Source organism: Nocardia sp. PLKS1-43 (assembly GCF_059510335.1).
In genome coordinates this window covers 1,453,061-1,480,027 of the sequence record NZ_JCAJZQ010000001.1, presented here as the reverse complement: position 1 = coordinate 1,480,027, position 26,967 = coordinate 1,453,061, and the positions used below count along the sequence as shown (strand labels likewise).

Genomic DNA, 26,967 nt, shown 5'->3' with positions numbered 1-26,967 from the left:
CCAGGCCCGACGTGCACGGTGAGAGCGGCCGGCGATGACGGGTGTGCCCGGGGAGGAACTACTACAGCAGTTGAAGCGGATGGCGGACGACATGGTCGAACTGCTCAGCCGCCGGACAGGTCCCCACCTGCACGACACCTTGGGTGACCTGGCCGAGGAAGTTCGCGTGAGAAGGCAGAGATTCGGCAACGCCGACGAGCGTGACCGTCAACTCCTCGAAAGCCGCGGGCATGAGACGGATCGGCCGACGACCACCACTCACGGCCATCGCGGAAGTGGTGGCCCGGGTGGTCCTCCCGAAGGTGTGACCGGTCTGCTCGACCGTGTGCGGGCCTCGGGCGCGGATGCCGACACCACCGCACGGACCGAGCAGGCGGTGCTGGACCGGTACCAGGAGCAGTACCGAGTGCGTGAGCGCACTCTGCGTCAGGAATTCCTCAACAACAAATCCCGCGAGTTGCGCGAACGCGGCGAGACCGCGGACGCGGCGGACGCCGCGGCCCGGGGCCAGGTGGACGAATATCTGCGCGGGGAACGAGCTCAGCAGCTGATCCGGCGTGACGCGGCAGCCCGCACCACCGAATGGGCGGACAAGATCGAGCTGCCCCAGGTGCTGGACGAGGTCGCCGCATCGCCACGTGCGCTCGGGCCACTGCATGTCGATGACATGCTGCAACGCCTGGCAACCCGCGGCGAGCAGGCCGAGCAGCTGCCCAAGGGGTTGAAGCAAGCCGTGGCCCGGATCGAGAACAGCGGCGCCGACGAGCGCGCGATCGCCGATGCCAAGAGCCTGCTGCACGACCGGTACCACGACTACCGCCAGCCGCCGATGGCCAACACCTACCGCGAGACGCTGCTGGAACAACGAGCCGAATTCGCCCGGCACGGATTCCCGCCACACGTCGCCGACCGGCTTGCTCAGCGGCAAACCGAGGCGTTCACCCAGACCGCGAAAGCCCAGCGGATGATCGACAGCGTCGCGGCGAACAACACCAGTCAGTGGTTCACCAAGATGCAGGCAGGAGCTGACCGCGATGGTGTCACCATCGCTGACCGGCTCGCCGAAATCCACCGGTACGAGCAACAGCCGCTGTCCGAACCCGAACTCCGCGCGGCCGGCGAACGGATCACCGCCATGCACCAGCGCCTGGACGCGACTCAGCAACGCCTGAACACGCTGTTGGACAGGTCGCCGGACCTGGCCGAGAAAGGAGCTGATCGCTGGCAGGCAGGGATCGATGCGCACCGCGACATCGTCACGCGATTCTCGGACATAGTGCAGACCCGGACCGCGGCGGGCGAGGCGGTCACCCGGCGCATGATCAACGACGCGGTCCTGGAAGGGCCTGAAGCGAACATTCGCGGATACGAGGGTGAGATCCGAATGGCGCAGAAACTCGATAACGTCCACGACCTCGGCCCGCTCGTCGACGTCAGTACACCGACCGGGGCCCGGATGGCCAGCGAGGTCGACATCGTCACCGACCAGGGCCGCGTCTGGCACGAAGTCAAAACCAACGACCCCGCCGCGCAACGTTCCGGGCAAAAAGACCTCGAAGCACAAGCCCGCAGGCAACTGGCCATCTCCTACATGAACCGCGAGTACTGGGTCGACGGCAAACCACCCGAACTGAAAATGCACTTCATGAACGGCGTGCATCCCACCGTCAGATCCAGGATCGAAGCCCTCCGCATCGAAGACGAAAACGGACACATCGTCCAAGACCACCGGATCGAAGTCATCGACGAGTGAACCCGACACCAACCATGCGGGCATCCACACTGACATTCTCGTGCGGCCTCGCACCAGATCGCCGTCGAGGATCCACGCCGGCTGCGCGATGAGTTCTCGCTGGGTCCCCGCCCAGCGTTCGCGGGGGAGCGAGACGGCATCCGGTGACCGGAAAAGATCGCCTAGTTCGGTGAGTGGCAGTGCGGTCGCGGCGGCCAATCGGCGGGCGAGCGTGGACTTGCCCGCGCCGCCACGTCCCAGGACGACGATTCGTTGCGCGCGGCCCTCCGTGATCGCGGCGCGGTTCGAGGCAGTGGTGCAGCGGACGCTGGGCGCGATCATTCTCCGCTGATCTGCGGGCCGCGCGCCACATTTGGTACGGATGCACCAGCGAGCACAGTTTTCGAGCAATTACGTAGTGGTTTCGTTGTGTTTGATCAACGCAAACGCAAACGAAAAACCCTTGACGATTCTCGGGTGTATCAGTTGCCGCTGAAGAGTCTGACCGCCGATAACGTTCACTTATCGGCGGTCAGATCGTTTCCGATCGTTCTGCGGCGCACTGGGTTTCGTTTCGTGTCATTGCGTTGTTATTGACGAAACAAACGCTACGATTCCTCGGTGGCAACGATGTGCAACTACCCGGGCTGTTCGCGAACCATCACCAAGAGCGGCGGACCGGGGCGTCCCTCCGAATACTGCGATCACCCCGAACACACCCGGTGGCGAGCCTGGCGAGAACGTCAACGGCTGCAGCAGGAGCAGGACGAATCATCGCCCGCGAATGTCACTGTGACGCAACCTGGTCCGGTGACAGCGGCGCGGATACGGGCCGATGAACTGCTCAATCAGTTCCGCACGCTGGCCGAACAACTCGGCGGCACGCTGAACTCGGCGGTCGCCGAACTGTCCACCCTGGCCGATCCGTCGATCGCCGAGACGCAGGTCCAGGCGGTGCAGGCCGAGGCCGCGCAGCGAATCGCCGAGGCCGAGATGTCCGCGGTCGCCGCCGAACAGGCCCGCCGCGAGGCCGAACAGGCCAGAGCCGCAGCAGAATCCGCGGCCGAGGACGCCGCCGCGGCGGCCGAAGCCGCCGAGGCCCGCATCGCCGAAGCGCTCGCCGCCCGCGACGACGCGCTCACCGAGGTACAGACCATCACCACCCAGGCCGCCGAGGACGTGTTCGCCGCACGCACCGAGGCCGAGACCCAGGTGCGCGCCATCCGCCGCGAGACCAGCGAGGATCTCGAACGGGTCAGAGAACAGGCCGATGAGCAGATCGCGCGGGTTCGAGCGGCGTGCGCGGCGGATATCGAGCGCGCGAAACGTGAAGCAGCGCAGCAGATCACCGCCGCGGCGGCCGAGCGTGACCTGGCCGTGCAGCGCGTTGCCGACGCCGAACGAGCAATCGAACGCGCCGAAACCGCGGCCGCCGAACGCGCCGAGGCACTCGCGGAAGCCCGCGCCGAACTCGCCAGAAGCCGGAGCGAGCTCACCTCCGCGCGCGCCGAGATCGCCGATGCCCGAGCCGAACTCACCGCCGCCCGGCGCGCGGCGGCCGAGGAGGCGGCCGCCCTGCGCACCGCTCACACCGCCGCACTGGCCGCCGCGCATCGTGACGCCGCCGAACGCCTCGCCGCCGTCGAGGACGCGCGGGCGCAAACCCTCGCCCGCGCCGAACGCGCCGAACGCCTCGCCGACGACCTCCTGGACCGCTCACGCGGCCCCGCACCACGACCCGAAACCGCCGCCACCGAACACTGATTTCCGCTCGACGCATATCGACACGAGACAGATGGGCCGTGAGAGCCTGTGTGCGACACGTCGATTGGACTTATGCCCGTCCACTGTCCGCACACTCACCACGGCCGGGAACACGCGCGGCGCTCGGCGGATATGTGCGCACTGAACGATTCGGTCGCCGACGAGTGCGGCACGCGAGCCGGAAACTCCGGCTGAACCACTGTGCCCATACCCCGCAGACCGGTCAGGGCTCGAGATCGACGACACCTCTGCCGGTCTGCACATCGAACGGCACCGAGACCTGATCGTGGGCGATCAGCCAGTCGCCATCGATCCTGCGCATACCGTAGGTGACCCGGACCCACATCCCGGTTGCCGGCGTCCCCTGTTTCAGCGTGCCGTGCAGGCGGGCGAACCCGTGCCCGAACGCGACGTCAGCACCCACGGTGAATTCCAGATCCCGGATCTCGTAGGCCACGGTCTCGAAGAACAGGAACACCTTCGCCCAGTTCTCGAGTTTGGCCGCGAGCCCGACATGTTGCAGCGGCGGCTCGACATCGAAGGACACCACGTCGGGGGCATAGAGCCGCTTCAGGGCCTCGAGGTCCTTGGCGCGCAGTGCCTCCACGACTTTGTCGACGTGTCGGCGAAGCTGGACTTCGTCGGTCTCGGTGCGGTCAGTGCGTGATCGAAAGTCGTTCGGCGTCATCGTGATCGGTTCCTTCGGCGTCGATGGGCGGGGTATCGGGGAGGGGACGGCGCAGCGGAGCCAGGGCCGCACTCCAGGCGATGAGCTGGTCGAGCGTGTTGTTCAGCGCGGCGGCATGATGCTCACCCGGTGTGAAGGTGGTGTGGTTCTCGAAATCGGTGAGCAGCGAGATCGCGACCTGATGTCCCACATCGGCCATGCCCAGCGTGCTGCACACCGTCCGCAACTGCACGACGGCGCGGGCGCCGCCGCCCGCGCCGTACGAGACGAAGGCGACGGCCTTGTTCGTCCACTCGGTGAAAAGGTGATCGATGGCGTTCTTGAGCACTCCGGGAACGCCGCCGTTGTATTCGGGGGTCACCAGCACGAAGCCGTCGAACGGGGCGATCCGCGCGGCCCAGGCGCGGGTGTGTTCGTGGGTCGATGGGCCGAACATCGGCGGCGCGGGTTCGTCCAGATGGGGTAGCGGGTGATCGCGCAGGTCGATCAGCTCGAACTCGGCGTCCGCGCGCAGCGATGCCCTGTCCCGCACCCATTGCGCGATCTGCGGGCCTCTGCGGTTGGGCCGGGTACTGCCGAGGATGATTCCAATTCTGATCATTGTCCGAACTCCTGCTCTGCTGAGAACATCACGACCTTCCGACGACGCAGGCGCCGGGAATGTCAGGCCGCCTCACGAATCGGGCCGCTGATTCGTCGATTCGGTGAGGACACGAGGACCGAAGGAGCCGACCATGACCGATCCACACCTGCCGGTGGTCATCAGTGAACGCCGTCAGCTGCTCAACCTCGCCTACCGGCTGCTGGGTTCGCTCGCCGAGGCCGAGGACGTGGTGCAGGAGACCTACGCGCGCTGGTACGCGCTGTCCGAGCCGCAGCGGCAGGAGGTGGCATCGCCCGGCGCGTGGCTGACCACGGTCGCCAGCCGGATCTGCCTCGATCTGCTCGGCTCGGCGCGTGCGCGGCGGGAACGCTATGTGGGCGAATGGATCCCGGAGCCGGTTCCTGGCCATGCGGACTGGTTCGGCGGGCCCACCCCGGTCGATCCTGCCGACCGGGTCACCCTCGACGAGTCGATCAGCATGGCCTTTCTGGTCGTACTGGATTCCATGACCCCGGCCGAGCGCGTGGCCTTCGTCCTGCACGATGTGTTCCGCTACTCCTTCGCCGAGGTCGCCGAGGTCGTCGGGCGCACTCCCGCGGCCTGCCGCCAGCTCGCCTCGTCGGCCCGCCGCCGCCTGCGCACCGCGCGGGACGTATCCGCAGCCCAGCGCGCCGAGGTGGTCAGGAACTTCAAACACGCTTGGGAGACAACGGATATCGAGGCGCTGATCGGGCTGCTCGATCCGCAGGCGACGGCGACGGCCGACAGCGGCGGCCTGGCACCGGCGTTCCTGGACCCGATCATCGGCGGCGAGCGGATCGCCCACGCCTGGGTGCGGATCGCCGCGCGCAACTCCGCGGTGACTCTGCTCGAACGCACCGTCAACGGTCAGCCCGGCCTGGTGGCGCAGCTCGACGGCGCCATCGTCTCGGTCTACGCCTTCGACATCGCCGACGGCCGGATCACCCGCATCTGGGCGATCCGCAATCCGGAGAAATTGCGGTCCTGGACGGCCGGCTGAACCTCACCGGTTGGTTTCGGTAGTGATGTGTTCGAACAAGCCGGGCAGGATGCGGGTGCGCACCCCGGCCGCCCACGGTTCGTCCACCTCGCCGACGTCCAGGGCCGCGGCGTTGTTCAGCAGCATCCCGAACGCCAGGAACGACTTCACCGTCACCGGATCCAGGCCCGTGGTCTCGGCGACCGTGTCCCACATGCGGGCCATCCGCGTCCGCACCACCTCGCGCACCTCGCGATCCCCGCACGCGGCGAAACCCTGCAATTGCAGCAGCAAAGTGGTGCGCCGATCCAGCAGTTCGTAATACTGCGCGCCCATCAGCGTCAGCGCATCCAGCCCCTGCGCGTCGGCGGCGGCCTCGGCCATCGCGTCGGTGAACCTGTCGAACGCGTCGCCGACCAGCTCGAGGAACAGCGCCTTCTTCGTGCCGAACATCCGGAACACGTACGCCTGGGTGATGCCGGCCTCGTGCGCGATCGCCTCGATCGAGGCGCCGTGCAATCCGTGATCGGCGAATTCGACCGCGGCGATCCCCAGAACCTGTGCTCGCCGCTGCGATCCGCTCATGCGCTGTCTCACACCGGATATGTTACTGGTTACTAATCACTTACTTATAGGATGGTGGCCATGCAGAACGACGTCTGGGCCGGCTTGGCCGATCGTTTCGCCGAGGGGGCCTACGCCACCGTCAAGGGACGGGTGCGCACCTCGGTGATGCATCGGCAGTTGCTCGGCCACCTACCGCCGGCTCCGGCCCGGATCCTGGACGTCGGGGGTGGTGCGGGACATCAGTCGTTCCCGCTGGCCGAAGCCGGATACGAGGTGACGGTGCTGGATTCCTCACCGGCGATGCTCGACAAAGCACGCGCACGTCTCGCGGCGTTGCCCGAGCGGGTGCGCGCACGAGTCGCCTTCGTCCAGGCCGAGGGCGAACACGCCGAGGATGCGGTGCGCGGGGAACGTTTCGCGGCGGTGCTGTGCCACGGCGTGCTGGGCTACCTCGACGAACCCGAGCCGTTCGTCGAACAACTGTGCCGGTGCGCGGCCGAAGGCGGAATCGTCTCGATCATGACCGCCAACGCGCACACCACCGCGGTGCAACCGGCACTCGAGCGGCGCTGGCACGATGCCCTCGCGGCCTTCGACACCCGGCGCGGGATCGGCGTGCTCGGATTGCCCGGCCGCGCGGACACTCCCGAGGAACTCGGCGACCTGCTGCGTGGCCACGGCGTGGAACCGGTGTGCTGGTACGGGGTGTGGCTGTTCGTGGACTGGCTCGAATTCAGCGGAGTCGAACTGGACCCGAACGACACCGAACAGGTCGCCGCCACGATCGCGGTCGAATACGAAGCGAGCCTGCGGGATCCGTACCGCGCGATGAGCCGGGTATTCCACCTGGTCGGACGCAAGACGTCGCGCTGAGCTTGCGCGCAATGGCAGTCGATCGTGAGCACCGGCCGAATCCGCCTGTGGCCCTCGCCTTCAGCCGATGCGAGTACCGGCCGCGGTCCCCGTCGCCGGGAAGCCTTGCCGACTCGGCGCGATACTCCCGAACTCGATCCCCTTCTACGGCAAGAACTCCGAGATCGCCTCGATCCGCCGCGATGTGGCAAAGCGTCGATCGGAAGTGCCGCTCTCCCGATATTGCCTAGAGTTCGACGACGACCTTGCCCTGCACATGGCGACCAGCTTGGAGCTCGACGGCGGCGCGGATCCGCTCGACCGGAAAGCGTGCGGCAATCGGTACTCGGAGTTCATTTTTCGCGACCAGGCCAGCGATCTCTTCCAGGGTTCCGGGAGCGGCGTTGGCCCCGTTTGCCGGAGTGATTCCGTCGATCTGGGCGGCAATGGTGGTGATACGCGCGTCCGCGACGCCGAGTTCTCGTGCGACCTGCGCGGTCTCCGTCCCGTGCAGATCGATCGCCGCGGTGACACCGTCGGGAGCGAGGCCACGGACACGGTCGGCCAGTCCGTCGCCGTAGGCGACCGGCTCGGCTCCGAGACTGCGCAGGAAGTCCGCCGATGTCCCCGATCCCGTTCCGATCACCCGCGCCCCCGCCAGGCGCGCCAGCTGCACGGCGAACACGCCGACCCCACCCGCCGCGCCACCGATGAGTACCGTGTCGCCCGGTCCGGGATCGACGACGGCGAGAGCGGCGGCGGCGGTGCAGCCCGCGATCGTGAGGACGGCGGCGGTGCGGTCGTCGACGCCGTCCGGGGTGTGGTGGGCTTCGCCTCCCACCGCGATGGTCCCTGCCGCTTCCACGATCACGAAGTCGGCGACCGTGCGCGACAGCGCGCCGCCGAACACTCTGTCGCCGATCGCGAATCCGGTGACGCCCTGACCGACCTGGTCGACCACCCCCGCATAGTCGGTTCCGAACCCGGCGGGCAGGCTCAACCCGAACCGGGCGGCGGTTTCCGCGTCGGAGGTCATGAACCAGTCCATCGGGTTCAGGCCGGCGGCGGTGACTCGCACGCGGATCTGCCCCGCACCGGCCCGAGGCGCGGGTATCTCCTGGAGGTCCAGGACTTCGGGGCCGCCGAACGACTCGAGCCGAACTGCCCTGCTCGTGCTCACCGGTGCGTGAGCGTTGTTTTCCTGCATGTTGCTCAACTCCTCGACTCCGAGATGGCATCGAAACGGACTGCGCTCCGTTTACATCGGCCACGATAACATAACCGGAGCGCGATCCGTTTATGCTGAGGCGCGCGTCCGTGTGCCGCGCCCGGACGCGATCCTCGACCGGGGACGAAGACGCCGTGGCGAATGTTGTATGGAAGCTCTTCTCGCACAGAGGGATTGCTCGGAGTCAACATGGGCAACACGGTCGGCCCGACACCCTGCCCAGGCGAATCGTCCTGTGGCTGCCGACGCGGAAGCATCGGCGGGGGCGGCGTCAGCGCTGTACGGGGTGCACGGTGGTGATCCCGGACAGGACCAGATCGAGGCCGTCGAGAAACTGCACGCGGTCGTCGTGCCCGCGTAGCTGACGGGCGACCGCGCGGGTGAACGGATAGTCCTCGGGATCGAGGTTCTCCCAAGCGGTCGCGATGGTGTCCAGAAAATCCGGGCGGTCCGGGTTGCCGGCGTTGCGGCCATTGGTGGCGTTCTGGCCCGCCGCGCCCAGGATGTAGTGCATCAACGCCGATGTCGCGGTGAACCAGGCCGCCTCGGGGACGCCGAGGGCGCTGATCTGGCGACCCAGGCCTTCGAACAGGCGCGGCGCCAGTGTCCCCGCGGGATCGTTCGCCAAATGCGCGGCCAATTGCGTTGCTAGCCAGGCATGTTCATCGATCGCGTCGAACAGGCCCAGCGCCACCGCGCGGATTCGATCGCGCGGGGCGCACGCCGATTCATCGGATCCGAAAGACAGTGCGTCGGTCACGACCGCTTCGGTGGCCGCGGCCAGGAGTTCACCCTTGTTCGCCACATGCCAGTAGATCGCGCCGGGGCCGGTGGCGAGGCGTTCGGTCAGGGCGCGGAACGTCAGTCCGGTTTCACCGGAGGTGTCCAGCAGCTCGATCGCGGTCGCGACGGTGCGCTCCCGGGACAGTGCCTCGGTGCGCCGCGGTGATCGGGGAGTGCGCGTGGCCATACCGCCATCTTGACATGTCTGGAGCGTTGTTCCAACATGGAATGGCGTTCCATTGATGGAACGGCGTACCAGGAAGGTCGACGGACCACCATCCGAGCGGCCACACCCGGAAGGAGCCAGCGATGAACCCACCGATCACGATCATCGGCGCCGGACTCGGCGGTCTGACCCTCGCGCGCGTGCTGCACGTCCACGGCATCTCGGCCACGGTCTACGAGGCCGACCCCTCACCCGCAGCGCGCACCCAGGGCGGGATGCTGGACATCCACGAACACAACGGCCAGTTCGCGCTCGCTGCGGCCGGACTGACGGAACAGTTCCGCGATCTCGTACTCGAGGGGCGCGAGGCGACGCGGGTACTTGCCCCCGACGGCGCCGTCCTGCTCGACGAACCCGACGACGGCACCGGAACCCGGCCCGAAGTTCAGCGCGGCGACTTGCGCCGACTGCTGCTGGACTCGCTGCCCGAGGGCACCGTGCGGTGGGGCCGCAAGGTCACCGGCGTGCGCGCGGTGGGGCGCGGCCGCCACGAGGTGATGTTCGCCGACGGCTCGGGCATCCGGACCGAATTGCTGGTCGGCGCGGACGGAGCCTGGTCGCGGGTGCGCCCGCTGCTGTCCGAGGCCACGCCCGAATACGTCGGCACCACCTTCGTCGAGACCTACCTCTTCGACGCCGATACCCGGCATCCGGCCGCGGCGAAGGCGGTCGGCGACGGAGCGCTGCTGGCCCCCGTTCCCGGAAAAGGCATCCAAGCGCACCGCGAGAGCGGCGGGACGCTGCACACGTACGTGGCGCTCTCGGTGTCACAGGAATGGTTCGCCGCGATCGATCTCACCGATCCCGCCACCGCGATCGAGCGGATCGCGCGCGAATTCGACGGCTGGGCACCCGAACTCACCGCCCTGATCACCGACAGCGACACCGCGCCGGTGCTGCGACCGCTGTTCGCGCTGCCGGTCGACCACCGCTGGAGACGAGTGCCGGGCGTCACGCTGCTCGGTGACGCGGCGCATCTGTCCCCACCCAACGGCGAGGGCGCCAACCTCGCCCTGTACGACGCCGCCGAACTCGCCCGCGCACTTGCCGAACACCCCGACGACCCCGAAACCGCGCTCACGACATACGAGCACGCACTGTTCGCCCGCAGCGCCGACGAAGCGCGCGAGGCCGCGCGAGACTTCCGGCGCTGCTTCGGCGACGACACACCGCACAGCCTCCTCGACCTACTGACCGGAGCCGAGCGGGCCTGAACCGACCGCTGGCCATAGAACAACCGAGATCTTTTGTCGGCCAATACTTCTCGCGACAAGAGTGGACCGGCGACGCGGATGGTGTCGGCAAGCGAATACGGCGCACCCGGGAGCCGAGCGGTGTTGTCCTACGCCACGGGCGCAATCCGGCTTCGTGACCGCACCACAGGGCATCGAAAGTGACCGCGAGATCTGCTGCCTCGCAGTCGGTTCCGGAACGCATTCGACGCGGGAGCGCACTCGATGCGATCATGCGCGATGTGCAACCGCAGGGCTAGATGTGGGTCGGGAGTCCTCGCGTACCGAATCCGCCGGGGCGTCGTCACGAGGGCGGGCGGTCAGCACCACCTGCGCGCCGCCCGCGGGGACGTGGGTGATGTTGCGGATGCGGACCTTCTCGCTGTGCACGCCCGGCGGCAGGGACAGGATGTAGCGCGAAAGTGCCTCGCGCAGTACGACCGTTCCCTCCATCAGCGAGAAACCCGCTCCGATGCAGCGGCGCACGCCACCGCCGAAGGGCAGCCACGTATTCGGGGCCACGCTGCCGTCCAGAAACCGCTCCGGGCAGAAGCGTTCGGGATCCGGATGGCGCTCCGGATTGCGGTGGGCCAGCAGGATCGAGGTGGACACCACCGTCCCGCCGGGCAGCCGCCAGCCGCCGATCGTCATCTCGCGGGTCAACTTCCGGCCCGCGCCGCCGATCACCGTGCGGCGGCGCATCGCCTCCTTCAGGACCGCCTCGAGGTATTTGTCGTCGCCGTCGAGCGCGGCCCGGTGTGCTCGGTTCTGCACGAGCGGGTCCGCGGCCAGCTCGTGGAACGCCCACGACAGCGCCGAGGCGGTGGTCTCGTGCCCGGCCAGCAGCAACGTCACGAGCTGATCGCGCAACTCCGCGTCCGAGAGCGGAGCGTCGGCCGCGTCCTCGCCGGACCCCACGGCCAGCAGGCGCGAAAGCACATCCGCGCCGCCGGTTTCCGGATCGTCGCGCCGGCGCGTGATCTCGCCGTAGAGCAACTCGCTCAACGCATCCTGGTTCTCCTGCATCCGCCGCCACGGCCCCAGGCTCTGCAGTCGCGGCCAGATCCCGCCGAACAGCATGATCGGGCTGATGTTCACGATGCGGCGCAACCGCGGTGCGAGCAGCTCGCGCCGGCGCGGATCACTCACGCCGAACACCACCCGCATGATCACCTCGAGGGTGAGCTCGTTCATCCGGTCCAGCGTGTGCAGGGCGGTGCCCGGCGTCCAGGAGTCCACGTGTTCGACGGCGATCTGCTCGACCAGGCCGCGATAGCCGCGCAGGGCCGACGCGGCGAAGGCGGGCATCAGCAACCGGCGCGCCCGGGCGTGCTCGGCTTCGTCGGTCAGCAGCACCGAGTGCTCGCCCATGACCGCGCCCAGAACCCGATTGCCTTCTCCGGCATGCATATCGGCCGGATCGCCGGCGAACACCTCCCGGATGTGCTCGGGCCGGGAGAACACCACCAGATGCTCCGCGTACGGCGGCAGCAGGCGCAGGGTGAACACCTCGCCGTAGCGGGCCGACATCGCGGTGAGCAGCCGCGGGCGCGCCGTGGCGTACATCAAGGTCTGCAGCAGCCGCGGCAGCCGCGGGCCGGAGGGATATGTGGTGGTCACCAGCTCATGCCTTCCTCCGGGACGACGACCGGCGCGGGTCGACTACCACGGTACGTCCCGAGTGCCCAGCGCGTCGCCGCGGACCGGGCCTGGCGCTCCGCGACGCTTTGCGGACTCGATGAGCAACCGTGTGGCGACTGGTATTTCATCGCGATTTGCCTGATATCACTGCGAATCCCGACATCTCGGACGAACACATCGCAAATATTAGGCAACACAGCCCTTGTGCTCATATCCTGTCGCTATGCCCACCTTCCGAGTGGCCGGGCGCACCGATGTGTTCCTCGGTGAAGCCTGGCAGGCTGCAATGGCGATCGGCTGTACTTCGGTGGCGTTGGGGGTGGTGATGATGGTGTGGCCCAACAAATCCGGTCCGTTGTCGGAACTGCTGTTCGGCGTGCTGATTCTGCTGACCGCGGCCTGGCAGATGGTGTTGGCGTTCCGCGGGCGTATCCATACCGGGCTCAAGGTCGTGGAGTTCGGAACCGCGCTGGTGGCGGTGCTGTTGGCGATGTGGTGCATGCGCAGCGGCGACTGGGTGTCGCTGGTCGCGCTGTGGGTCGGGCTCGGCTGGGTGATCCGCGGCATCGTCCAGGCGACGGTCGCGGTGTGGTCGGACCAGTTGCCCGGCGCCGGCCGTCAGGAAATCGCCGGGCTGCTGACGCTGCTGGCCGGTCTCGCGGTGATGATCTGGCCGATCGACACCCTCGACGCGCTGGCGGTCCTGGCCGGAGTGTGCCTGATCCTGCTGGGAATCAGTGAGATTCGCATCGCCACTCGCATCGCCCGGCCCGAAGCCACCCCCGAGCAGGTCGGTGTCCAGGGGTTGTTGCGCTCACAGTCCTGAGTGCAGCCGATACCCCTGCCGCGCAGGCGAATTCGATAGGTCTGAATCATGTGGCAGGGCCGTCGTACGGCGCGCTGTACGGAGGCCGGCCGAACCGTGATGCGCGGGACCGGTTGCGCGGCAGAAGAATACCCGAACCCTTCGCAGCCGACGGAATCCGCCTCGACGCTGCCGTCGGCGAAGCGGGCGGCGAGTGGAATCCGGTGACGGATACAGTCCCGCATCCACCTGCCGCGTGCCCCGTGGCCCGCTGCGCCGCGCCGCTGTCCGATGAAATGCCGACGTGCCCGCCATCGACACACCCGCGATGGCATTTGCTGGCACTGCCAGCAAATGCGTCGTCGATGACCGGCGGCAAGGGCGATCGGCAAACCTTGTCGAACAAGCTGCTGCAGGGCCCTGGCGGGGGTGTGCAACGGGCCCGGTATGCGGTGTTCATCGCCACGTCGTCGACATTGCCGACCGGCGGGGCCGGGCGCAGAATCGGAAGCGGGATAACACCTCGAACTTCGGTATCGATATCCCCGTGTCGCTGTCGACCCGCCGCACCGCCCGCCCGGACCACCGCTCCGGGAATCCGGGCGGCGGGTCAGCGGCCCGTGGCGAACACCTGAAGGCCTCGGGCGAGCCGGCTGCTGGCCGAGGCGATCACCGTTGACGGGAGGAAGTAACCGATGGTGGGTAGAACGACGATTCTCACGGTGGCGCTGGTCTGCGGTGCGGTGGGTGCGGCGGCGGGATGTTCGTCCGCCTCGACCGGGACCGCGGCGACCGGCACGAGTACGGGAGCGTCCGGCGCAGTGACGAGCGTGGCCGACCCGTCGGTCGCGACGGGGAATCCGTCCGCAACGTCCGAACCTGGTGGGGCAGTGGGGAATTCGGTACATCCGGCGGCGATCTCGCCGTGCGCGGGCGGTCAGGTGGTGGTCAGCGGCAAGGCGCTGGGCGCGGCCATGATGCATCGCGGCGTACAACTGGCCTTCGCCCTGGCGCCGGGCGCCGCGCCGTGCACGCTGCAGGGCTATCCCGGCGTGGACACCGGCGCGGGCGGACCGGTCGTGCACGCCGCGCGCACGCCCACCGGATATATGGGCGGGTCCGGTGCGAGCGCGCTGGTGACCGTGCGCTCCGACAGCCCGGCGCATGCCATCGTGGAGGCCACCGCGATGGGGGCCGGCGGCGGCGAATGCACCATGTACTCGACACTGCTGGTCACCCCGCCGAACACCACCGACACCCAGACCGTCGCGGTCGGCATCAACGGCTGCGAGTTGCAGGTGCATCCGATCACAGGCTGAGGCGCACCGCGGTGACGCACCGGGCCGGGAACCCGGCGGCGCCGGTCGCGAATGCGCGCGACGCACCCCGGCAGCGTCTGCGGCAATGCCCTCGGCGCACGGTGACTCGCCGCTCGCACGCGGCATTCGGTCTGGTGATCGGCCATGGGGCACAGACGATCTACGGGGCCCGGTCGGCGTGGGCGATGCCGTCCAGCAGGGCGGCCAGTCCGAAGGCGAAGCTGTCCTCGGGAGTGGCGTCGGTGTCCTGGTGGATGCGGCGGGACAGGTTCGGATGCTCGCCCGCGGCCAGGACGGAACGAATGTATGGGGCCACGACCCGGCGCCACTGATCCTCGGTCAGGCCGGTGTGCCGGTGCGCGCGCTGCTCGGCGAGCTGGCGGGTGGTCGCGCCGAAGATGTACGCGCCCACGGCGTCGACGATTCTGGTGGCGCGCGCGATGTCGGGGGTGAGTTCGGCGGCCGCGGCGAGCGCGAACTCTTGTTCCCGCAGCGAATTCGGGCCCAGGGCCGGACGCCCGGCGATCTGCGGGCCCAGCCACGGATGCCGCAGCAGGGTCGCGCGCAGATGATGTGCCAGTGCGGTCAGATCCGCGCGCCAGTCCCCGGTTCGCTCGGGTAGGGCGCGTTCGCCGCGCACCCGGTCGATCATCAGGTCGATCAGGTCGTCGCGACTGGTCAGTGCGCGATACAGCGAGGCGGTACCCGAACCCAGCGCCGCGGCCACGCGCCGCATCGACACCGCCTCGAGTCCGTCGGCGTCGGCGATCGCGACGGCCGCGGTGACGATCCCGCCGATATCCGGGCCCTGCCGCCGGGGCGCGCGGGATTCGCGCATCCACACCAGTGTCGGGTCGCCCTCGGGCATCGGAACTCCTCCTCACCACCGATGGGTGGCACTGCCGCCGCCGTTATGGCTACAGTGTATCCAAGAGCGAACAGTGTATCCGTAAGGGGTGGCCGTGACCGATCAGCGCGTTCTCATCGTGGGCGGCGGCAGCGTCGGGCTGGCCGCCGCGGTATTCCTGACCCGGCACGGCGTCACGCCGCTGGTGCTCGAACAGCAGCCCGGGATCTCGGTACATCCGCGGGCGACCGGCCTCGGGCCGCGCACACTGGAATTTCTCCGGCAGGCCGGACTCGAGCGCGCGGTGGACGACGTGGCGGTCGACATGTCCGCGGGCGGGGCGGTCAAGATGTCGATGCACACACTCGCCTCGGCGGATCTGTCCGGTCATACGCCCGGAATGATCGTGGGAACCGCTGGGCGCCTGGATGATTACGGTCCGGCGCGGGTGCGCGGGGTATGCCCGCAGCATCGCCTGGACTCGGTCCTGCTTCCCGCGGCCCGCGAAGGCGGTGCGCGCGTGCGGTTCTCGGCGCGGGTGCGCGAATGCGCGATCGAATCCGGGGGAGTGGCGGTCACTCTCGACACCGGCGAGAGCATTACCGCGGACTACCTGATCGCCGCCGACGGGGTACGCAGTACCGTGCGCGAGGGCCTGGGCATCGGCGTCGGCGGACCCGGGGCGCTGGGTGAGCCGACCGTGAGCATCCTGTTCCGCGCCGATCTGACCCCGTACACCGGCGACCGTCATTTCGTGAACTGCACCATCACCAACCCCGACGCACCCGGATTGCTGGTGACCGTCGATGGGGAGAAGGAATGGATATTCCATGCCAGCGCCGACGGAATATCCGATGTGGCAACGCATTTCACCGCCGAGCGGTGTGGTGAGCTGATTCGCGCGGCGGTGGGTGACGCGACGCTGCGGATGGAGATCGTCAGCGTGCTGCCGTGGCGGCCGCGCGCCTGTCTCGCCGACCGGTTCGGGCTCGACCGGGTGTTTCTCGTCGGCGATGCCGCGCACACCGTCCCGCCGATCGGTGCGTTCGGCCTGAACACCGGCATGGCCGATGCGCACAATCTGGCCTGGAAACTGGCCGCGGTGCTGCGCGGGGACGCCGGGCCCGCCCTCCTGGACACCTACGAGGCCGAACGCCGGCCCGTCGCGGCGATGACTCTGGCCCAAGCCATGATCCGGCTCGCCGACCCGGCGTTGCACTGGGACCCCGCCGCCGCCGAACGCCGTGCGGCGGCCGGGGCGCTGCACGCACCCGTGGTGCACCTGGGCTACCGCTACGACTCGGCCGCGGTGATCGATCCGCAGCCCGAATTGCCTTCCACCGAGGATGTATTCGCCGATCTGGACGGCACGCCCGGCTCGCGCCTGCCGCATCATCGCCTGCCCGGTGGCGCCTCCACCCTGGACCTGATCGGCGCACACTGCACCATTCTGGCCACCACCCACCGCTGGATCGCCGCGGCCTCCGACGCCGCGGACCGCTTGGGCCTCCGACTCGACGCCCATGTGATTCCCTTGCCGCACAACGAGGTCCGCACCTGGTCCGAAGCAGTGGGGATTCAACCGGACGGGGCACTGCTGGTCCGCCCCGACCAGATCATCGCGGCCCGCATCCCCACCACCCCACCCGCACCCGCGCACCAGCTCTCCCGGATGCTGACCCGGATCCTCGCCCGCTGAAACAGGCTGGGTGCCTTAGCTATTGCGGTGTGGCCCCGGCCTGGCTGCGCTATCGGGCTCCGGTGGGGTGGGTTCGCGGCTTCCACTGCCACCGGTGGTCGAGCGAGGCGACGCGGGCAGCCGTCCGGCCGGATCCCGTGCGCGCATCGGCGCTCGGCATGTCGGCAAAGCGGACCGGTTTCCCGCGTCGCGCGCTCACCAGGCGACGGTGCGCCCGAGGTAGTCCAGGAACTGGAGCCCGCCGTTGCCGTATTGCGCGTCGATGGTGCTGACCAGGTTCGGGATACTTTCCCCGATGGTCAGGCGTGCGCCGGGGCCGCCGAGTTCGGTCCGCACCCAGCCCGGCGCCATCAGCAGCAGGGTGCGCGGGTCGTCGCCGTGGCGGGCGGCGTAACTGCGCATCAGCTGGTTCAGTGCGGATTTGCTGGCGCGGTAGATCTCGAAACCGCCGCGTTCGTTGTTCGCGATACTGCCCTGGCCCGAGGACATGACCGCGAGAGTGCCCTGCGGCGGGACCAGGTCACCGAGAATCTCCAGCACGCGCATCGGGCTCAGCGCGTTGGTGAGCATCAGGCGGGTGAACTCCTCGGTCGTGACATCCGCAGTGGTCTCCTCGGGGGCGTTGGTGACGCCCGCGTTGACGAACAGCAGATCGAAACGGCGTTGCCCCAAGCGATTTCGCAGGGCATGGATCTGTTCGGGAACCGTGATGTCGAGGTGTTCGATCTCGAGCCGCCCGCCGGCGGCATCGCGCAGCTCGTGCAGCGCGGTACGGCCGGTGCCGCGCACGGTCGCCACCACGCGCGAGCCCCGGTCCAGGTAGTGCGCGGCGATCGCATGGCCCAGACCGCGGGAGGCTCCGATGAGCAGAACGGTCGTATGCGGCGAGGTCTCGGTCAACGTCGCTCCTCTGCGTCACCGGGCCGGTTGGATACGGTGGCGAGGCCGTAGAGCGCATCGGCGTTGGCGTGGGCGATCTTTCGGCGATCCTCGGTATCGGGGACGGTGTCCAGGAACTGCCGGACAGCCGTGGGCCCGAGGCGGTGGAAGGGATAGTCGCCGGACAGCAGGATGCGGTCGGCGGTGGTGAAGTCCAGGGCGTGGCGCAGCAGGTGCGGGGTCAGCATGCCGCTGGTCGCGATATGCACGTTCGTGCGGACGTAGTCCGCGACCCGGCGATCCAGATGGGTGGCGACATTCGAGAGGCTGTCCACCCGGTCGAGCCAGAACAGCAGCATCTCACCCCAGTGCCCCAACACGATTCGCAGATCCGGGTGGCGGTCGAACGCGCCGCTGAGGATCAGTCGCAATGCCGCGAGCCCGGCCTCGGCATGCCAGCCCCAGCCGAAGGTCGCCAGCGCCAGATCGAGCGTCTCGCCCAGGCCGCGATAGGACGCCTCGCGCACCGCATCGGGCGGGATCTGCGGATGGATGAACAGCGGGCGCGCGCGGGCGGCCGCGGCGGCGAGCACCTCGTCGTAGGCGGGATCGTCCAGCGGACGGTCGCCGCAGCGGCCGTAGGCCATGATTCCCACGTGCGCGGCCGAGGTCGCGGTGCGTTCGAGTTCCGCGGCCGCGGCGGCCGGATCGGACATCGGCAACGTCGTCATCGCGCGGAATCGGTCCGGATGACGGCCGACCGCGTCGGCGGCACGGTCGTTGGCCTCGCGGCACAGCGCCACGGCCTCGTTCGGCGGCAGGCCATAGGTTCCAGGCGGGGCCAGGGAGATGATCTGCAGATCCACTCCCGCGGCGTCCATCGCCGCGATCCGGTCCGGGCCCAGGTCGAACAGTCGCTCGGGAATATCGCCCCGGTCGTTGAGAACCACGCTCGGATCGAGTCCGCGGGCTCGTACGGCCCGATCGATACTCTCCGTGGTCCAGTGCTCCTCGATGGTGACGACTCTCATCGCACTCCTTCACTCATCGCTTGTTGAGCGAGCCTAACAGATTCGCTCAACGCATGTAGAGTGACGAGGTGGACGAACCGACGACACGCGCGGCCCGGCGTGCGGCCACCGCGCAGCGCATTCTCAGCGCCGCACAGGCCGAATTCGGCGAATACGGACTCGAGCGTGCCACCGTGCGCGGTGTGGCCCAGCGCGCTGGGGTCGACCCGTCCCTGGTTCTGCAGCACTACGGCTCGAAGATGGGCCTGTTCGCGGTCGCCACCCAACTGCACCGCGGCGACACCGACGACCTGGATGCCGCCAGCACCGCTCAGGACGTGGCCGAGCATCTGTTCGACATCCTCGGCGTCCGGCTGAACACCCCGCCGCCCGAGGCGCGTGCGCTGGTGCGTTCGATGCTGACCGCACCCGAGGCGACGGCCGCGATGCGCAATTTCCTCGACGAGCGCGTGCAGAACCTCGCCCGCGCCGACGACCGCCCCGACGCCGAACTGCGCGCGGCCCTGACCGTGAGCAGCATCCTGGGCCTGACCATCGCCCGGCACTTCCTGGAACTCGATGCGCTGGAGGACATTTCCGAGGAACAGATCGATACGGTGCTGCGCCCGTGGCTGACCGCCGCGCTCGTCGCGTCCGCCCCGCCGGCCCGGTCCTGATCCGAACCGGTGCCGGCGCTGTGTGCGTCAGCCCTTGCCGCGGCGGCGGGCGCGGGCACGAGTGATTGCCACAGCGGTCGCCGCGACCGTGCGATCGCTGTCGGTGGCGAGGCCGGTCAGTGCCGCCCGGGCCGCGTCGCCCGGAATCTCGGCCAGCGCCTGCGTGATTCGCAGACGCGCCGCGGGGTCCGCGGTGCGGTCGAGTTCGGCCCGCATATCCCGCACGAGATCCTCCACGCGAGACGTGGCACGGGCGAGCGACCCCAGCACCTCGGCCGCCTCGACATCGGAACGACCCGCGACGACCATCGCGAGCAGTACCGGAATCGCCTCGCTGACCTGCCTCGAACCCAACGCCAGCGCGGCGCGTTCGCGGACCGCCGCATCGGCGTCGTGCAGAGCTCGCCGCAGCAACGTGGTCGCCTCTGCGGTGGGCACCGCCGCGATCGCCAGGACCGCGCGGCGGCGGGTCTCGATCTGCCGCGCATCCAAACCCGCGGACAGCTCGCGCAATCCGGCGCCGGCGGCCCGGGCCAGCGACCAGCGCAGCGCCCCGGCCACATTCGGGTCCTCCTCCGACAACGCCGCCTGCGCCACCGCGGCCATCGGCAGCGCCGCGTCCTCGTACTGGGACAGCACGGCCTGCTGGCGGTGGTTGCCGGATTCCGATTCCAGCCCGCGCAGCAGCGCGACGATGGTCGTGACCTGGTCCCACTGCGTCGGGGCCGCGGCATCGACGCGCTCGAGGTTGCGCAGCAGCTCCTGCTCGGTGGCGATCCGGGCCCGGGTGTGCTCGATCAGCTCGCCGACCAGCGCGGCCGGCGCGAAATCGGGCTCGTCCAGCGCGCGTTTGGCCTCGTGCAGCGAAAGCCCAAGCGTGCGTAGACATTCGACGTGGAAGAGGCGACGCAGATCATCGGCGGAGTATTCGCGGTAACCGCCGACGGTACGGCCGGTCGGGCTCACCAGACCCACTGCGTCGTAATGACGCAGCATGCGCGTGCTGATACCCGATTGCCGCGACACCTCACCGATCAACATCCCATCGCCTCTCCCGAACATCGAAAGCCTATGCGCCCGAACCGGTTACGGACACCCGTCTGGCCAGCTCCAGCGCGGGCGCGAACCCGCTGTCGGGATCGCGGCGCAACCGGTCGGTGGCCTGCGCGTGCGCGCGAACCCTGGGGTCGGCATGTCGTGCGGCGGCGGCCAGAACCGCCGTCGCGTGCTCCCCGAGTGCGGCGAGCGCACGGCTCAGCCCCAATTGCACCGGCGGCTCACCCCGTCCCAGCGCCGTGGCCAGATCCGCGGCGAGCGCACCCTCCGACCCTGGCGGAACGAGAACCACCGCCGCGCGCCACGCGCTCAGAGCGACCTCGTCGTCCGCGTCGTGCAGCAGGCCCGACACCGCGGTCCAGGCGCCGCGGTCCCCGATCTTGGACAGGGTGTGCAGCGCCTGACTGCGCGCCTGAGCCGTGGCGGACCCGAGTTCGGCGATCAGTCCCGGCAGCGCGACCTCCGCAGGCAACCGGCACAACGCCCAGGTCAGCATGTCCCGGACGAAGAAATCAGGTTCGATCGCGCACCGCGCGATGAGGATTCGCACCAGGCGCGGATCACCCGGCGTCCCCGCGGCCAGCGCCGCGCGCAGCCGCACCGAGGACTCGGCGTGGGAGAGGGCAGCGATGAGGCGAGCGTCCGGCTCGCCGTGGATGGTCGTAGTCACGACAACCACCTCCTTCGCCGACCATTGGAGTCCTTGTCACAGTGTGAAGGTCAAGCCGTCGTGTGCGAGGTAGGCATCGAGCTGGGCCGCACCGGCCAGCAACGCGCGGGCGCGGGCGGTCAGCCGCTCCTGCCAGGAGTCGAGGAATGCGCTCAGCGGCGCGGCGCCACCGGCGTCGCGCAGCGAGTCCAGGAACCGCGCGACCTGGGGCAGCGGATATCCGCCGCGACGCAATTCCCGTGCGATCTGCGCATCGCGCACACAGTCCGAACCGTACCGCCGATACCCCGTCGCCGGATCGCGGTCCGGGCGAACGATGCCGTGCGATTCCCAGGTGCGCAGCGTGGCCGGGTGCAGGCCCAGCCGGCGAGCGAGTTCGCCGACGGTCAGCGGCTGTCCCCGCAGCGGAACCGGTGCCGTGCCGGACAGTGCGGTCAGAGCCGAAGCGACCTCGGTGCGGGTCTCGCGTTCGGCGATCAGCGCCGCATGCGCGGAATCGATGAGCCGGTAAGCGGATTCGAGGCGACCCTCGTTGACCGCGCACATGATCTCCGCCGCCTGTTGATGTCCGTGACCGCGGCGCAGGGCCAGAAATGCGCGCAGCGCCTGCGCGTGTATCGGGGTGTAGCGGCGATGGCCCGACGGGCTGCGTCCGGCCACCGGCAGGATTCCCGCCTCGTCGTAATTGCGGATCGCCTGTGCGGACAATCCGTGTTCGCGGGCCAGGTCGACGGGTCGCAGCATGCACCTCCGATTGAAGTTTTTCCTCGAAATAACCAGGTGGAGTTCATCGAAATCTCACCCGATTCTTCAACGATATCGTCACAGGGGAAGGCTTCCGGAAAGGGGATTGTCATGTCCACAGCCGCCGCACTTCGCACGATCGGCCGCCCACTGGACGATTCGGCGAGTCTGGGCCGCGCCCTGGACGAGCTGCTCGGCACAAGAGCCGAACCGCCCGCGCTGTTCGCCCTGGGCGAGCCGGTGCACGGCGTAGCGGCATTCCCGTTGCTGCGCAACGAGGTCCTGGCGCATCTGGTCGAACGGGGATATCGCTCGATCGCACTCGAGACCGACGTGCTGGCCGCCTCGATGGTCCAGGATTACGTCGACGGCGCGGACGTCGATATCGATACCGTCCTGGCCACCGGGTTCAGCCACGGATTCGGCGGCATTCCGGGCAATCGTGAACTGCTGCGGTGGCTTCGAACGCACAATGTCACTCGTGCGCCGCGCGACCGGGTGCGGTTCCACGGCTTCGACGCGCCGGTGGAATTCTCCGCCGCCCCGAGCCCGCGCCGCGCGCTGTGCGTGGTCCGCGACCATCTGCCCGAGGCGCTGCGACCCGCCTCGGCGCGGCGGCTCGACGAACTGGCCGGCCCGGACGCCGACTGGTCCGCCGAAGCGGCCATGTTCGATCCGGCCGCATCGATCGGCGATTGCGCGCGGGCCCGCGCCCTGCGCGTCGTCGCGGACGACCTTCTCAGCGCACTGCGCAGGGCAGCGCCGAGCCTGCGTGCCGCCGATCCGCGAGAACACGAGCGGGCCGCGGCGCACGCCCGCGCCGCGCTGGGGCTGCTGCGCTATCACGCGGTGATGGCCACTCCCGCAGCCGATCGCATCGCGAACCTGGGCAGCGTGCGCGCGGAGATGATGGCGGAGAACCTGTTCGCGATCCTGGCCGCGGAACACCGTCGCGGCCCGAGCCTGGTCTTCGCGCACAACGCGCATCTGCAGCGGGCGCGGTCCCTGATGTCCACGGAGGGGGACGGGGTGAGCTGGGGCAGCGCGGGCGCCCTGGTCGGGTCGGTGCTCGGTGACCGCTATCTGGTCGTGACCACCGATGCCGCCCGTCCCGGCGAACCGGACACGCTGCAGGGCGTACCCGCGACGGACACCACCCGGCGCGTCCTGTTCCCGGCAGCGGCCCTGCGAGCCGCGCTCACCGGTCCGCTCGCGGCCACCGAACCCCTTGTGCCCGGCCACATTCCGCTGCGGCAGGACGACATCGACTCCGCCGACGCACTGTTGCTCACCGCCGTCGACGGAGAGCAATATCGGTACTGGTAGCACAGCGGGATCAGGTCATGCTCAAATGCCGTAGCCGCGGCCACATCTCGGACCACGACTCGTGCGGCCCCGTGCACCACCACACCTTCTGACTCGAATCATCGCCGATCATGGTGCGGCACTGGTCGAAGCGGCCCCGCAACTCGTCGATGTCCGACCCGACGTACAGCACGCTGCGCACGGAATCCGGTGGGGCGGGGAAGTATCCGTACGCGCGGTTGCTGCTGTACGCGGGAGGCAGCCCGGCGCGGGCGTACACATCGATATAGGCGGCGACGATGTACGACTGCCCCATGATGATCGTGTCCCGGCGATCCTGCTCGGGCAGATCGTGATAGGACTTCGCGGCTCGCTGCGCAATCGTCTGTGCCGCACCAGGTTCGGCGGCCGAACCGGAGATCGCCACGATACCCGCGGCCGCGGCGGCGCTGAGCGCGTACGTGGGCCACGCTACCCATCCCCAGCGGCCGCCGGCCAGTCGGCGCCGCTGGAATCCGAGCGCGCCCGCCGCGCACAGCGGCGCGTAGATGCCGTCGAGGTAGTACGGGCGCCCGACCGTGACGACGAAGAAAACGAACAGCACGATCGCCGCGACTCCCAGGAAACGATACGGACGCTGTTCCGGAGCCCGCAACAGCCGCCACAATCCGTACAGCGACAACGCCGTTCCGGCCACACCGCCCACCGCGATCAGCGACAACGTCACGCCCGGACGTCCCCCGTACAGCGCCTCGGCCTCCGAGGCCACCACCGAACCCATCCGCAACTGCGGCCAGCCGTTGTGCGCCTGCCACAGCAGCGTCGGCGCGGCGAGCAGCACCGCGATTCCCGCCCCGGCCCACAGCAGGGGGCGGCGCAGCAGCTCACGTGGCCCGAATATCGCCGCTGCGGCCAGCAGTACCGCGCACAGCAGCAGCACCTGGAACTTCGTCTCCGCGGCCACACCGGCGACCACGCCGACCAGCAGCAGCAACCGATCCCGGCGAACCCGCACCCACCGCACCAGCAGCCAGGTCAGCGTCAGCCACTGGACCGGTTCGAGTGTGTACGGGGTGAGCCAATGCCCGACCAGATTCGCCCACAGCGCGGTCGCCTGCGCCCCGGCGGTGAGCAGTTGCGCGCGCCGGTCGCCGCCGAATTCCCGCGCGATCAGCGCCGCGAGAAGCACCGCCGCCGTGGTGGCCAGCACAGCCGGAATCCGCAGCAGCACAAGCGAACCCGGTGTCAGCCGATCCAGCGCACCCGCCAGCGCCGGAACCAGCGGCGGCTGGTCGGCCGACCCCCACGCCAGGTGGGACCGGCCGATCGCCACCATGTACGCCTCGTCGAACCAGTAACCGCCGCGCACACTGCACACCAGATGAACCACACCAACAACCCCCGCGACCGCGCCGACCGCCCATCCGGCGAACGCGGGCACCGCCGGGGCACGGGTCTCGGACCGCACTGTGAGCTGCACCGCCGAACCTCCCTCGCGCGAACTCCTCCTGCCCGATCCTGCCCGGCTCGGGCAGCCGGGCACATCACCCGGCACACACATCCGTGATGCGACCGCAGGACCATGCCGGGGGAGGCGGCTCATCCTCGCGGATGAGAGCGACTACGACCACCCGAGCCGCAGGATGGCCGCGCACGACGCAGACCGCCCGCGAAGTGCGGTACTTCGGACCCGGCCGCGGAGTCCGGTGACGACGAAGCCGCGTTCAGCGATGTTCCACTGGCCGGGGTTTGCCGGCGGCGGGTGGACAGACTGTCGGTGATGGCGGATGAGATCGAGTGGTTGCTGCTGGTGTATCGGGAGCCGACGGGACTGCGGGCGGCGGTGTGGCAGCGGCTGACAGGGCTGGGCGCGGTGTAACTGCAGAACTCGGTGGCGGTGCTGCCCGCGGCGGCGCTGAGCGCGTATGCGGGCATTGCGGTTGCTGCGCAACGATATTCGCGAGATAGGCGGCAGCGGGCAACTCTTGCGCGCGGACGCGCCGGCGGGACAGGAGGAGATCGTCGCGGCGGTGAACGCGGCCCGCGATGAGGAATATACGGAAGTCGTCGTCTCTCGATGCCGGGACTTCCCGGCCGAGATCGGGAGGGAGACCGCGGCGGAGAAGTTCACCTATGCCGAGTTGGTGGAAAACGACGAGGAGCTGACCATGCTGCGGGCCTGGTTCGGCAAGATCCGCGCCCGCGACCGGCTCGCTGCGGCCGGAGGGTCCGCGGCGGAGGAGGCGCTCGCTGAGTGCGTCGCGGCACTGGAAAGGTTCCCCGAACGGGTATGTGCGGCCGAGCCGGATCAGCCTTGATCCTATATTTATAACGATCGTTATGCTCAGATGATGACGACCGATAATCCAACCGAGCGGCAGGTAGGCGAAGGGTCGGGCCCGAATCGGTTGTCGCCGTTGCGGTTCGTGATGGCCTTCGGCGTGGTGAGCATGTTCGCCGACTTCGTCTACGAGGGCGCACGCGCGATCACCGGCCCCTATCTGGCGACACTGGGGGCGTCGGCGGCGCTGGTCGGGTTCGTCACCGGTGCGGGTGAAGCCGTCGCGCTGGTATTCCGGCTGTTCACCGGGCCGTTGTCGGACCGCACCGGCCGGCGGTGGGCGCTGTCGATCACCGGGTACGCGCTGACGGTGGTGTCGGTGCCGTTGATGGGATTGACCACATGGCTGTGGCCCGCTGCGGGATTGGTGATCACCGAGCGGTTCGGCAAGGCGATACGCACCCCGGCCCGGGACACCATGCTGGCCCAGGCCAGCAGCGCCGGACTCGGCCGCGGACAGGCGTTCGCGGTGCACGAGGCCCTGGACCAGTCCGGCGCCCTGCTGGGGCCACTGCTGGTCGCGGCCATGATCGCGATCTCCGGATATCGGGCCGGATTCGCGGTTCTGGCCATTCCCGGCGCGCTGGCCATGCTCACCCTGGCTTGGTTACGCCGTGCCGTTCCCCGGCCGGCCGGCTACGAAAAATCGTCCCACCGCAGCGGCGGCGCCGTGCCGGGCATCGATGCCCGGCTGCCGGGACGGTTCTGGTTGTACGCGGCGTTCACCGCGGTCTCGATGGCGGGGTTCGCCACGTTCGGGGTGCTCTCCTTCCACATGCAGTCCCGCCACGTGCTGCCCGACGGGCTGATCCCGGTCACCTACGCCGCGGCCATGGGCGCCGCCGCGCTGGCCGCCCTCGGGTCGGGTTGGCTCTACGACCGGATCGGATTGCGGGGCCTGGTGATCGCACTGCCGCTGTCAGCGGTGGTGCCGCTGCTGTCGTTCTCCACGGCACCGGCTTCGGTATGGGCAGGCGCGGTCGTGTGGGGTGTGGCGATGGGCATCCACGAATCGACCCTGCGCGCCGCGGTCGCCGACCTGGTGCCCGTGCACCGGCGGGGCACCGGGTACGGGGTCTTCACCGCTGTCTACGGGCTCGCGTGGCTGGCCGGGTCCACCCTGATCGGCGTGCTCTACGCCCACTCGGTCACCGGGGTCGTCGTGTTCACGATCGCCACCCAGGTGATCGCGCTGGCGTTGTTCGTGCCATTGACCCGTGGCCGCATCTCCCGGTGACACGAAATATGCTGCGCAGCAACATAGCCGAGAACATTCGGCACCGAGCCGTCGCCGGAAC

At 69.0% G+C, this 26,967-nt stretch carries 25 protein-coding genes; 12 read left to right on the top strand and 13 right to left on the bottom strand.

The window, feature by feature from the left end; translation table 11 throughout:
• The first annotated feature begins 34 nt into the window (after positions 1-34).
• Complete coding sequence (locus AC5WS7_RS07075; RefSeq protein WP_495953490.1) at positions 35-1,753, top strand: hypothetical protein; 1,719 nt, start codon at positions 35-37, stop codon at positions 1,751-1,753.
• Positions 1,754-2,362: 609 nt separating this feature from the next.
• Entirely contained in the window at positions 2,363-3,496 is a 1,134-nt protein-coding gene (locus AC5WS7_RS07070) for a coiled-coil domain-containing protein (RefSeq protein WP_495953775.1), read from the top strand.
• Between the two features lie 223 nt (positions 3,497-3,719).
• Here the strand turns inward: AC5WS7_RS07070 and AC5WS7_RS07065 are convergent, their stop codons facing one another.
• Entirely contained in the window at positions 3,720-4,184 is a 465-nt protein-coding gene (locus tag AC5WS7_RS07065) for a YybH family protein (RefSeq protein ID WP_495953489.1), read from the bottom strand.
• Entirely contained in the window at positions 4,153-4,785 is a 633-nt protein-coding gene (locus tag AC5WS7_RS07060) for an NADPH-dependent FMN reductase (RefSeq protein WP_495953488.1), read from the bottom strand. Before AC5WS7_RS07060 ends, AC5WS7_RS07065 begins: the two co-directional genes overlap by 32 nt.
• Positions 4,786-4,918: 133 nt before the next feature.
• On the opposite strand from AC5WS7_RS07060, the gene sigJ reads away from it, so the two are divergent.
• On the top strand, positions 4,919-5,809 hold the full coding sequence (sigJ, locus tag AC5WS7_RS07055) for an RNA polymerase sigma factor SigJ (protein ID WP_495953487.1): 891 nt from the start codon (positions 4,919-4,921) through the stop codon (positions 5,807-5,809).
• A gap of 3 nt (positions 5,810-5,812) precedes the next feature.
• On the opposite strand, the gene AC5WS7_RS07050 is transcribed toward sigJ, so the two are convergent.
• The gene (locus AC5WS7_RS07050) at positions 5,813-6,385 is read right to left on the bottom strand and encodes a TetR/AcrR family transcriptional regulator (protein ID WP_495953486.1); all 573 of its coding nucleotides are present in this window, start codon (positions 6,383-6,385) and stop codon (positions 5,813-5,815) included.
• Positions 6,386-6,433: 48 nt separating this feature from the next.
• On the opposite strand from AC5WS7_RS07050, the gene AC5WS7_RS07045 reads away from it, so the two are divergent.
• The gene (locus AC5WS7_RS07045) at positions 6,434-7,228 is read left to right on the top strand and encodes a methyltransferase (RefSeq protein ID WP_495953485.1); all 795 of its coding nucleotides are present in this window, start codon (positions 6,434-6,436) and stop codon (positions 7,226-7,228) included.
• 226 nt (positions 7,229-7,454) lie between these two features.
• Here the strand turns inward: AC5WS7_RS07045 and AC5WS7_RS07040 are convergent, their stop codons facing one another.
• Together AC5WS7_RS07040 and AC5WS7_RS07035 are read right to left on the bottom strand one after the other, a co-directional pair.
• Entirely contained in the window at positions 7,455-8,414 is a 960-nt protein-coding gene (locus AC5WS7_RS07040; RefSeq protein ID WP_495953484.1) for an NADP-dependent oxidoreductase, read from the bottom strand.
• A 292-nt stretch (positions 8,415-8,706) separates the two neighbouring features.
• The gene (locus AC5WS7_RS07035) at positions 8,707-9,405 is read right to left on the bottom strand and encodes a TetR/AcrR family transcriptional regulator (RefSeq protein ID WP_495953483.1); all 699 of its coding nucleotides are present in this window, start codon (positions 9,403-9,405) and stop codon (positions 8,707-8,709) included.
• A gap of 122 nt (positions 9,406-9,527) precedes the next feature.
• On the opposite strand from AC5WS7_RS07035, the gene AC5WS7_RS07030 reads away from it, so the two are divergent.
• A complete protein-coding gene (locus AC5WS7_RS07030; RefSeq protein WP_495953482.1) occupies positions 9,528-10,658 on the top strand; it encodes an FAD-dependent oxidoreductase in 1,131 nt (376 codons plus the stop codon).
• Between the two features lie 249 nt (positions 10,659-10,907).
• On the opposite strand, the gene AC5WS7_RS07025 is transcribed toward AC5WS7_RS07030, so the two are convergent.
• Entirely contained in the window at positions 10,908-12,296 is a 1,389-nt protein-coding gene (locus AC5WS7_RS07025; protein WP_495953481.1) for a cytochrome P450, read from the bottom strand.
• A gap of 244 nt (positions 12,297-12,540) precedes the next feature.
• Between AC5WS7_RS07025 and AC5WS7_RS07020 the strand changes: the two genes are divergently transcribed.
• The gene (locus tag AC5WS7_RS07020) at positions 12,541-13,143 is read left to right on the top strand and encodes a DUF308 domain-containing protein (RefSeq protein ID WP_495953480.1); all 603 of its coding nucleotides are present in this window, start codon (positions 12,541-12,543) and stop codon (positions 13,141-13,143) included.
• 674 nt (positions 13,144-13,817) lie between these two features.
• Complete coding sequence (locus AC5WS7_RS07015) at positions 13,818-14,441, top strand: DUF4232 domain-containing protein (protein ID WP_495953479.1); 624 nt, start codon at positions 13,818-13,820, stop codon at positions 14,439-14,441.
• A gap of 160 nt (positions 14,442-14,601) precedes the next feature.
• On the opposite strand, the gene AC5WS7_RS07010 is transcribed toward AC5WS7_RS07015, so the two are convergent.
• On the bottom strand, positions 14,602-15,309 hold the full coding sequence (locus AC5WS7_RS07010) for a TetR/AcrR family transcriptional regulator (RefSeq protein WP_495953478.1): 708 nt from the start codon (positions 15,307-15,309) through the stop codon (positions 14,602-14,604).
• 94 nt (positions 15,310-15,403) lie between these two features.
• On the opposite strand from AC5WS7_RS07010, the gene AC5WS7_RS07005 reads away from it, so the two are divergent.
• Positions 15,404-16,987: an FAD-dependent monooxygenase gene (locus AC5WS7_RS07005; protein ID WP_495953477.1), complete on the top strand. Its 1,584-nt coding sequence runs from the start codon at positions 15,404-15,406 to the stop codon at positions 16,985-16,987.
• A gap of 195 nt (positions 16,988-17,182) precedes the next feature.
• On the opposite strand, the gene AC5WS7_RS07000 is transcribed toward AC5WS7_RS07005, so the two are convergent.
• Both AC5WS7_RS07000 and AC5WS7_RS06995 read right to left on the bottom strand, forming a co-directional pair.
• Complete coding sequence (locus AC5WS7_RS07000; RefSeq protein ID WP_495953476.1) at positions 17,183-17,887, bottom strand: SDR family oxidoreductase; 705 nt, start codon at positions 17,885-17,887, stop codon at positions 17,183-17,185.
• A complete protein-coding gene (locus AC5WS7_RS06995) occupies positions 17,884-18,897 on the bottom strand; it encodes an amidohydrolase family protein (protein ID WP_495953475.1) in 1,014 nt (337 codons plus the stop codon). Before AC5WS7_RS06995 ends, AC5WS7_RS07000 begins: the two co-directional genes overlap by 4 nt.
• A gap of 68 nt (positions 18,898-18,965) precedes the next feature.
• On the opposite strand from AC5WS7_RS06995, the gene AC5WS7_RS06990 reads away from it, so the two are divergent.
• Complete coding sequence (locus AC5WS7_RS06990; protein ID WP_495953474.1) at positions 18,966-19,553, top strand: TetR/AcrR family transcriptional regulator; 588 nt, start codon at positions 18,966-18,968, stop codon at positions 19,551-19,553.
• A gap of 27 nt (positions 19,554-19,580) precedes the next feature.
• Here the strand turns inward: AC5WS7_RS06990 and AC5WS7_RS06985 are convergent, their stop codons facing one another.
• From AC5WS7_RS06985 to AC5WS7_RS06975, 3 genes are read right to left on the bottom strand one after another with little or no spacing between them, the layout of a single operon-like run.
• A complete protein-coding gene (locus AC5WS7_RS06985; RefSeq protein WP_495953473.1) occupies positions 19,581-20,594 on the bottom strand; it encodes a MerR family transcriptional regulator in 1,014 nt (337 codons plus the stop codon).
• Between the two features lie 28 nt (positions 20,595-20,622).
• Complete coding sequence (locus tag AC5WS7_RS06980) at positions 20,623-21,288, bottom strand: HEAT repeat domain-containing protein (RefSeq protein ID WP_495953472.1); 666 nt, start codon at positions 21,286-21,288, stop codon at positions 20,623-20,625.
• A gap of 27 nt (positions 21,289-21,315) precedes the next feature.
• Complete coding sequence (locus tag AC5WS7_RS06975) at positions 21,316-22,020, bottom strand: MerR family DNA-binding transcriptional regulator (RefSeq protein ID WP_495953774.1); 705 nt, start codon at positions 22,018-22,020, stop codon at positions 21,316-21,318.
• Between the two features lie 114 nt (positions 22,021-22,134).
• Here AC5WS7_RS06975 and AC5WS7_RS06970 point away from each other — a divergent pair, with 114 nt between their 5' ends.
• Positions 22,135-23,349 carry an erythromycin esterase family protein gene (locus tag AC5WS7_RS06970; RefSeq protein WP_495953471.1) on the top strand — a complete coding sequence of 405 codons (1,215 nt, stop codon included), beginning with the start codon at positions 22,135-22,137 and terminating at the stop codon, positions 23,347-23,349.
• A gap of 10 nt (positions 23,350-23,359) precedes the next feature.
• Here AC5WS7_RS06970 and AC5WS7_RS06965 read toward each other — a convergent pair whose 3' ends face one another.
• Positions 23,360-24,808, bottom strand: a complete 1,449-nt coding sequence (locus AC5WS7_RS06965; protein ID WP_495953470.1) for a glycosyltransferase family 39 protein — start codon at positions 24,806-24,808, stop codon at positions 23,360-23,362.
• A 445-nt stretch (positions 24,809-25,253) separates the two neighbouring features.
• Between AC5WS7_RS06965 and AC5WS7_RS06960 the strand changes: the two genes are divergently transcribed.
• The gene (locus AC5WS7_RS06960) at positions 25,254-25,646 is read left to right on the top strand and encodes a Chromate resistance protein ChrB (RefSeq protein WP_495953469.1); all 393 of its coding nucleotides are present in this window, start codon (positions 25,254-25,256) and stop codon (positions 25,644-25,646) included.
• 33 nt (positions 25,647-25,679) lie between these two features.
• Positions 25,680-26,906, top strand: coding sequence for an MFS transporter (locus tag AC5WS7_RS06955; RefSeq protein ID WP_495953468.1), 1,227 nt, complete (start codon positions 25,680-25,682; stop codon positions 26,904-26,906).
• Positions 26,907-26,967: the final 61 nt, after the last annotated feature.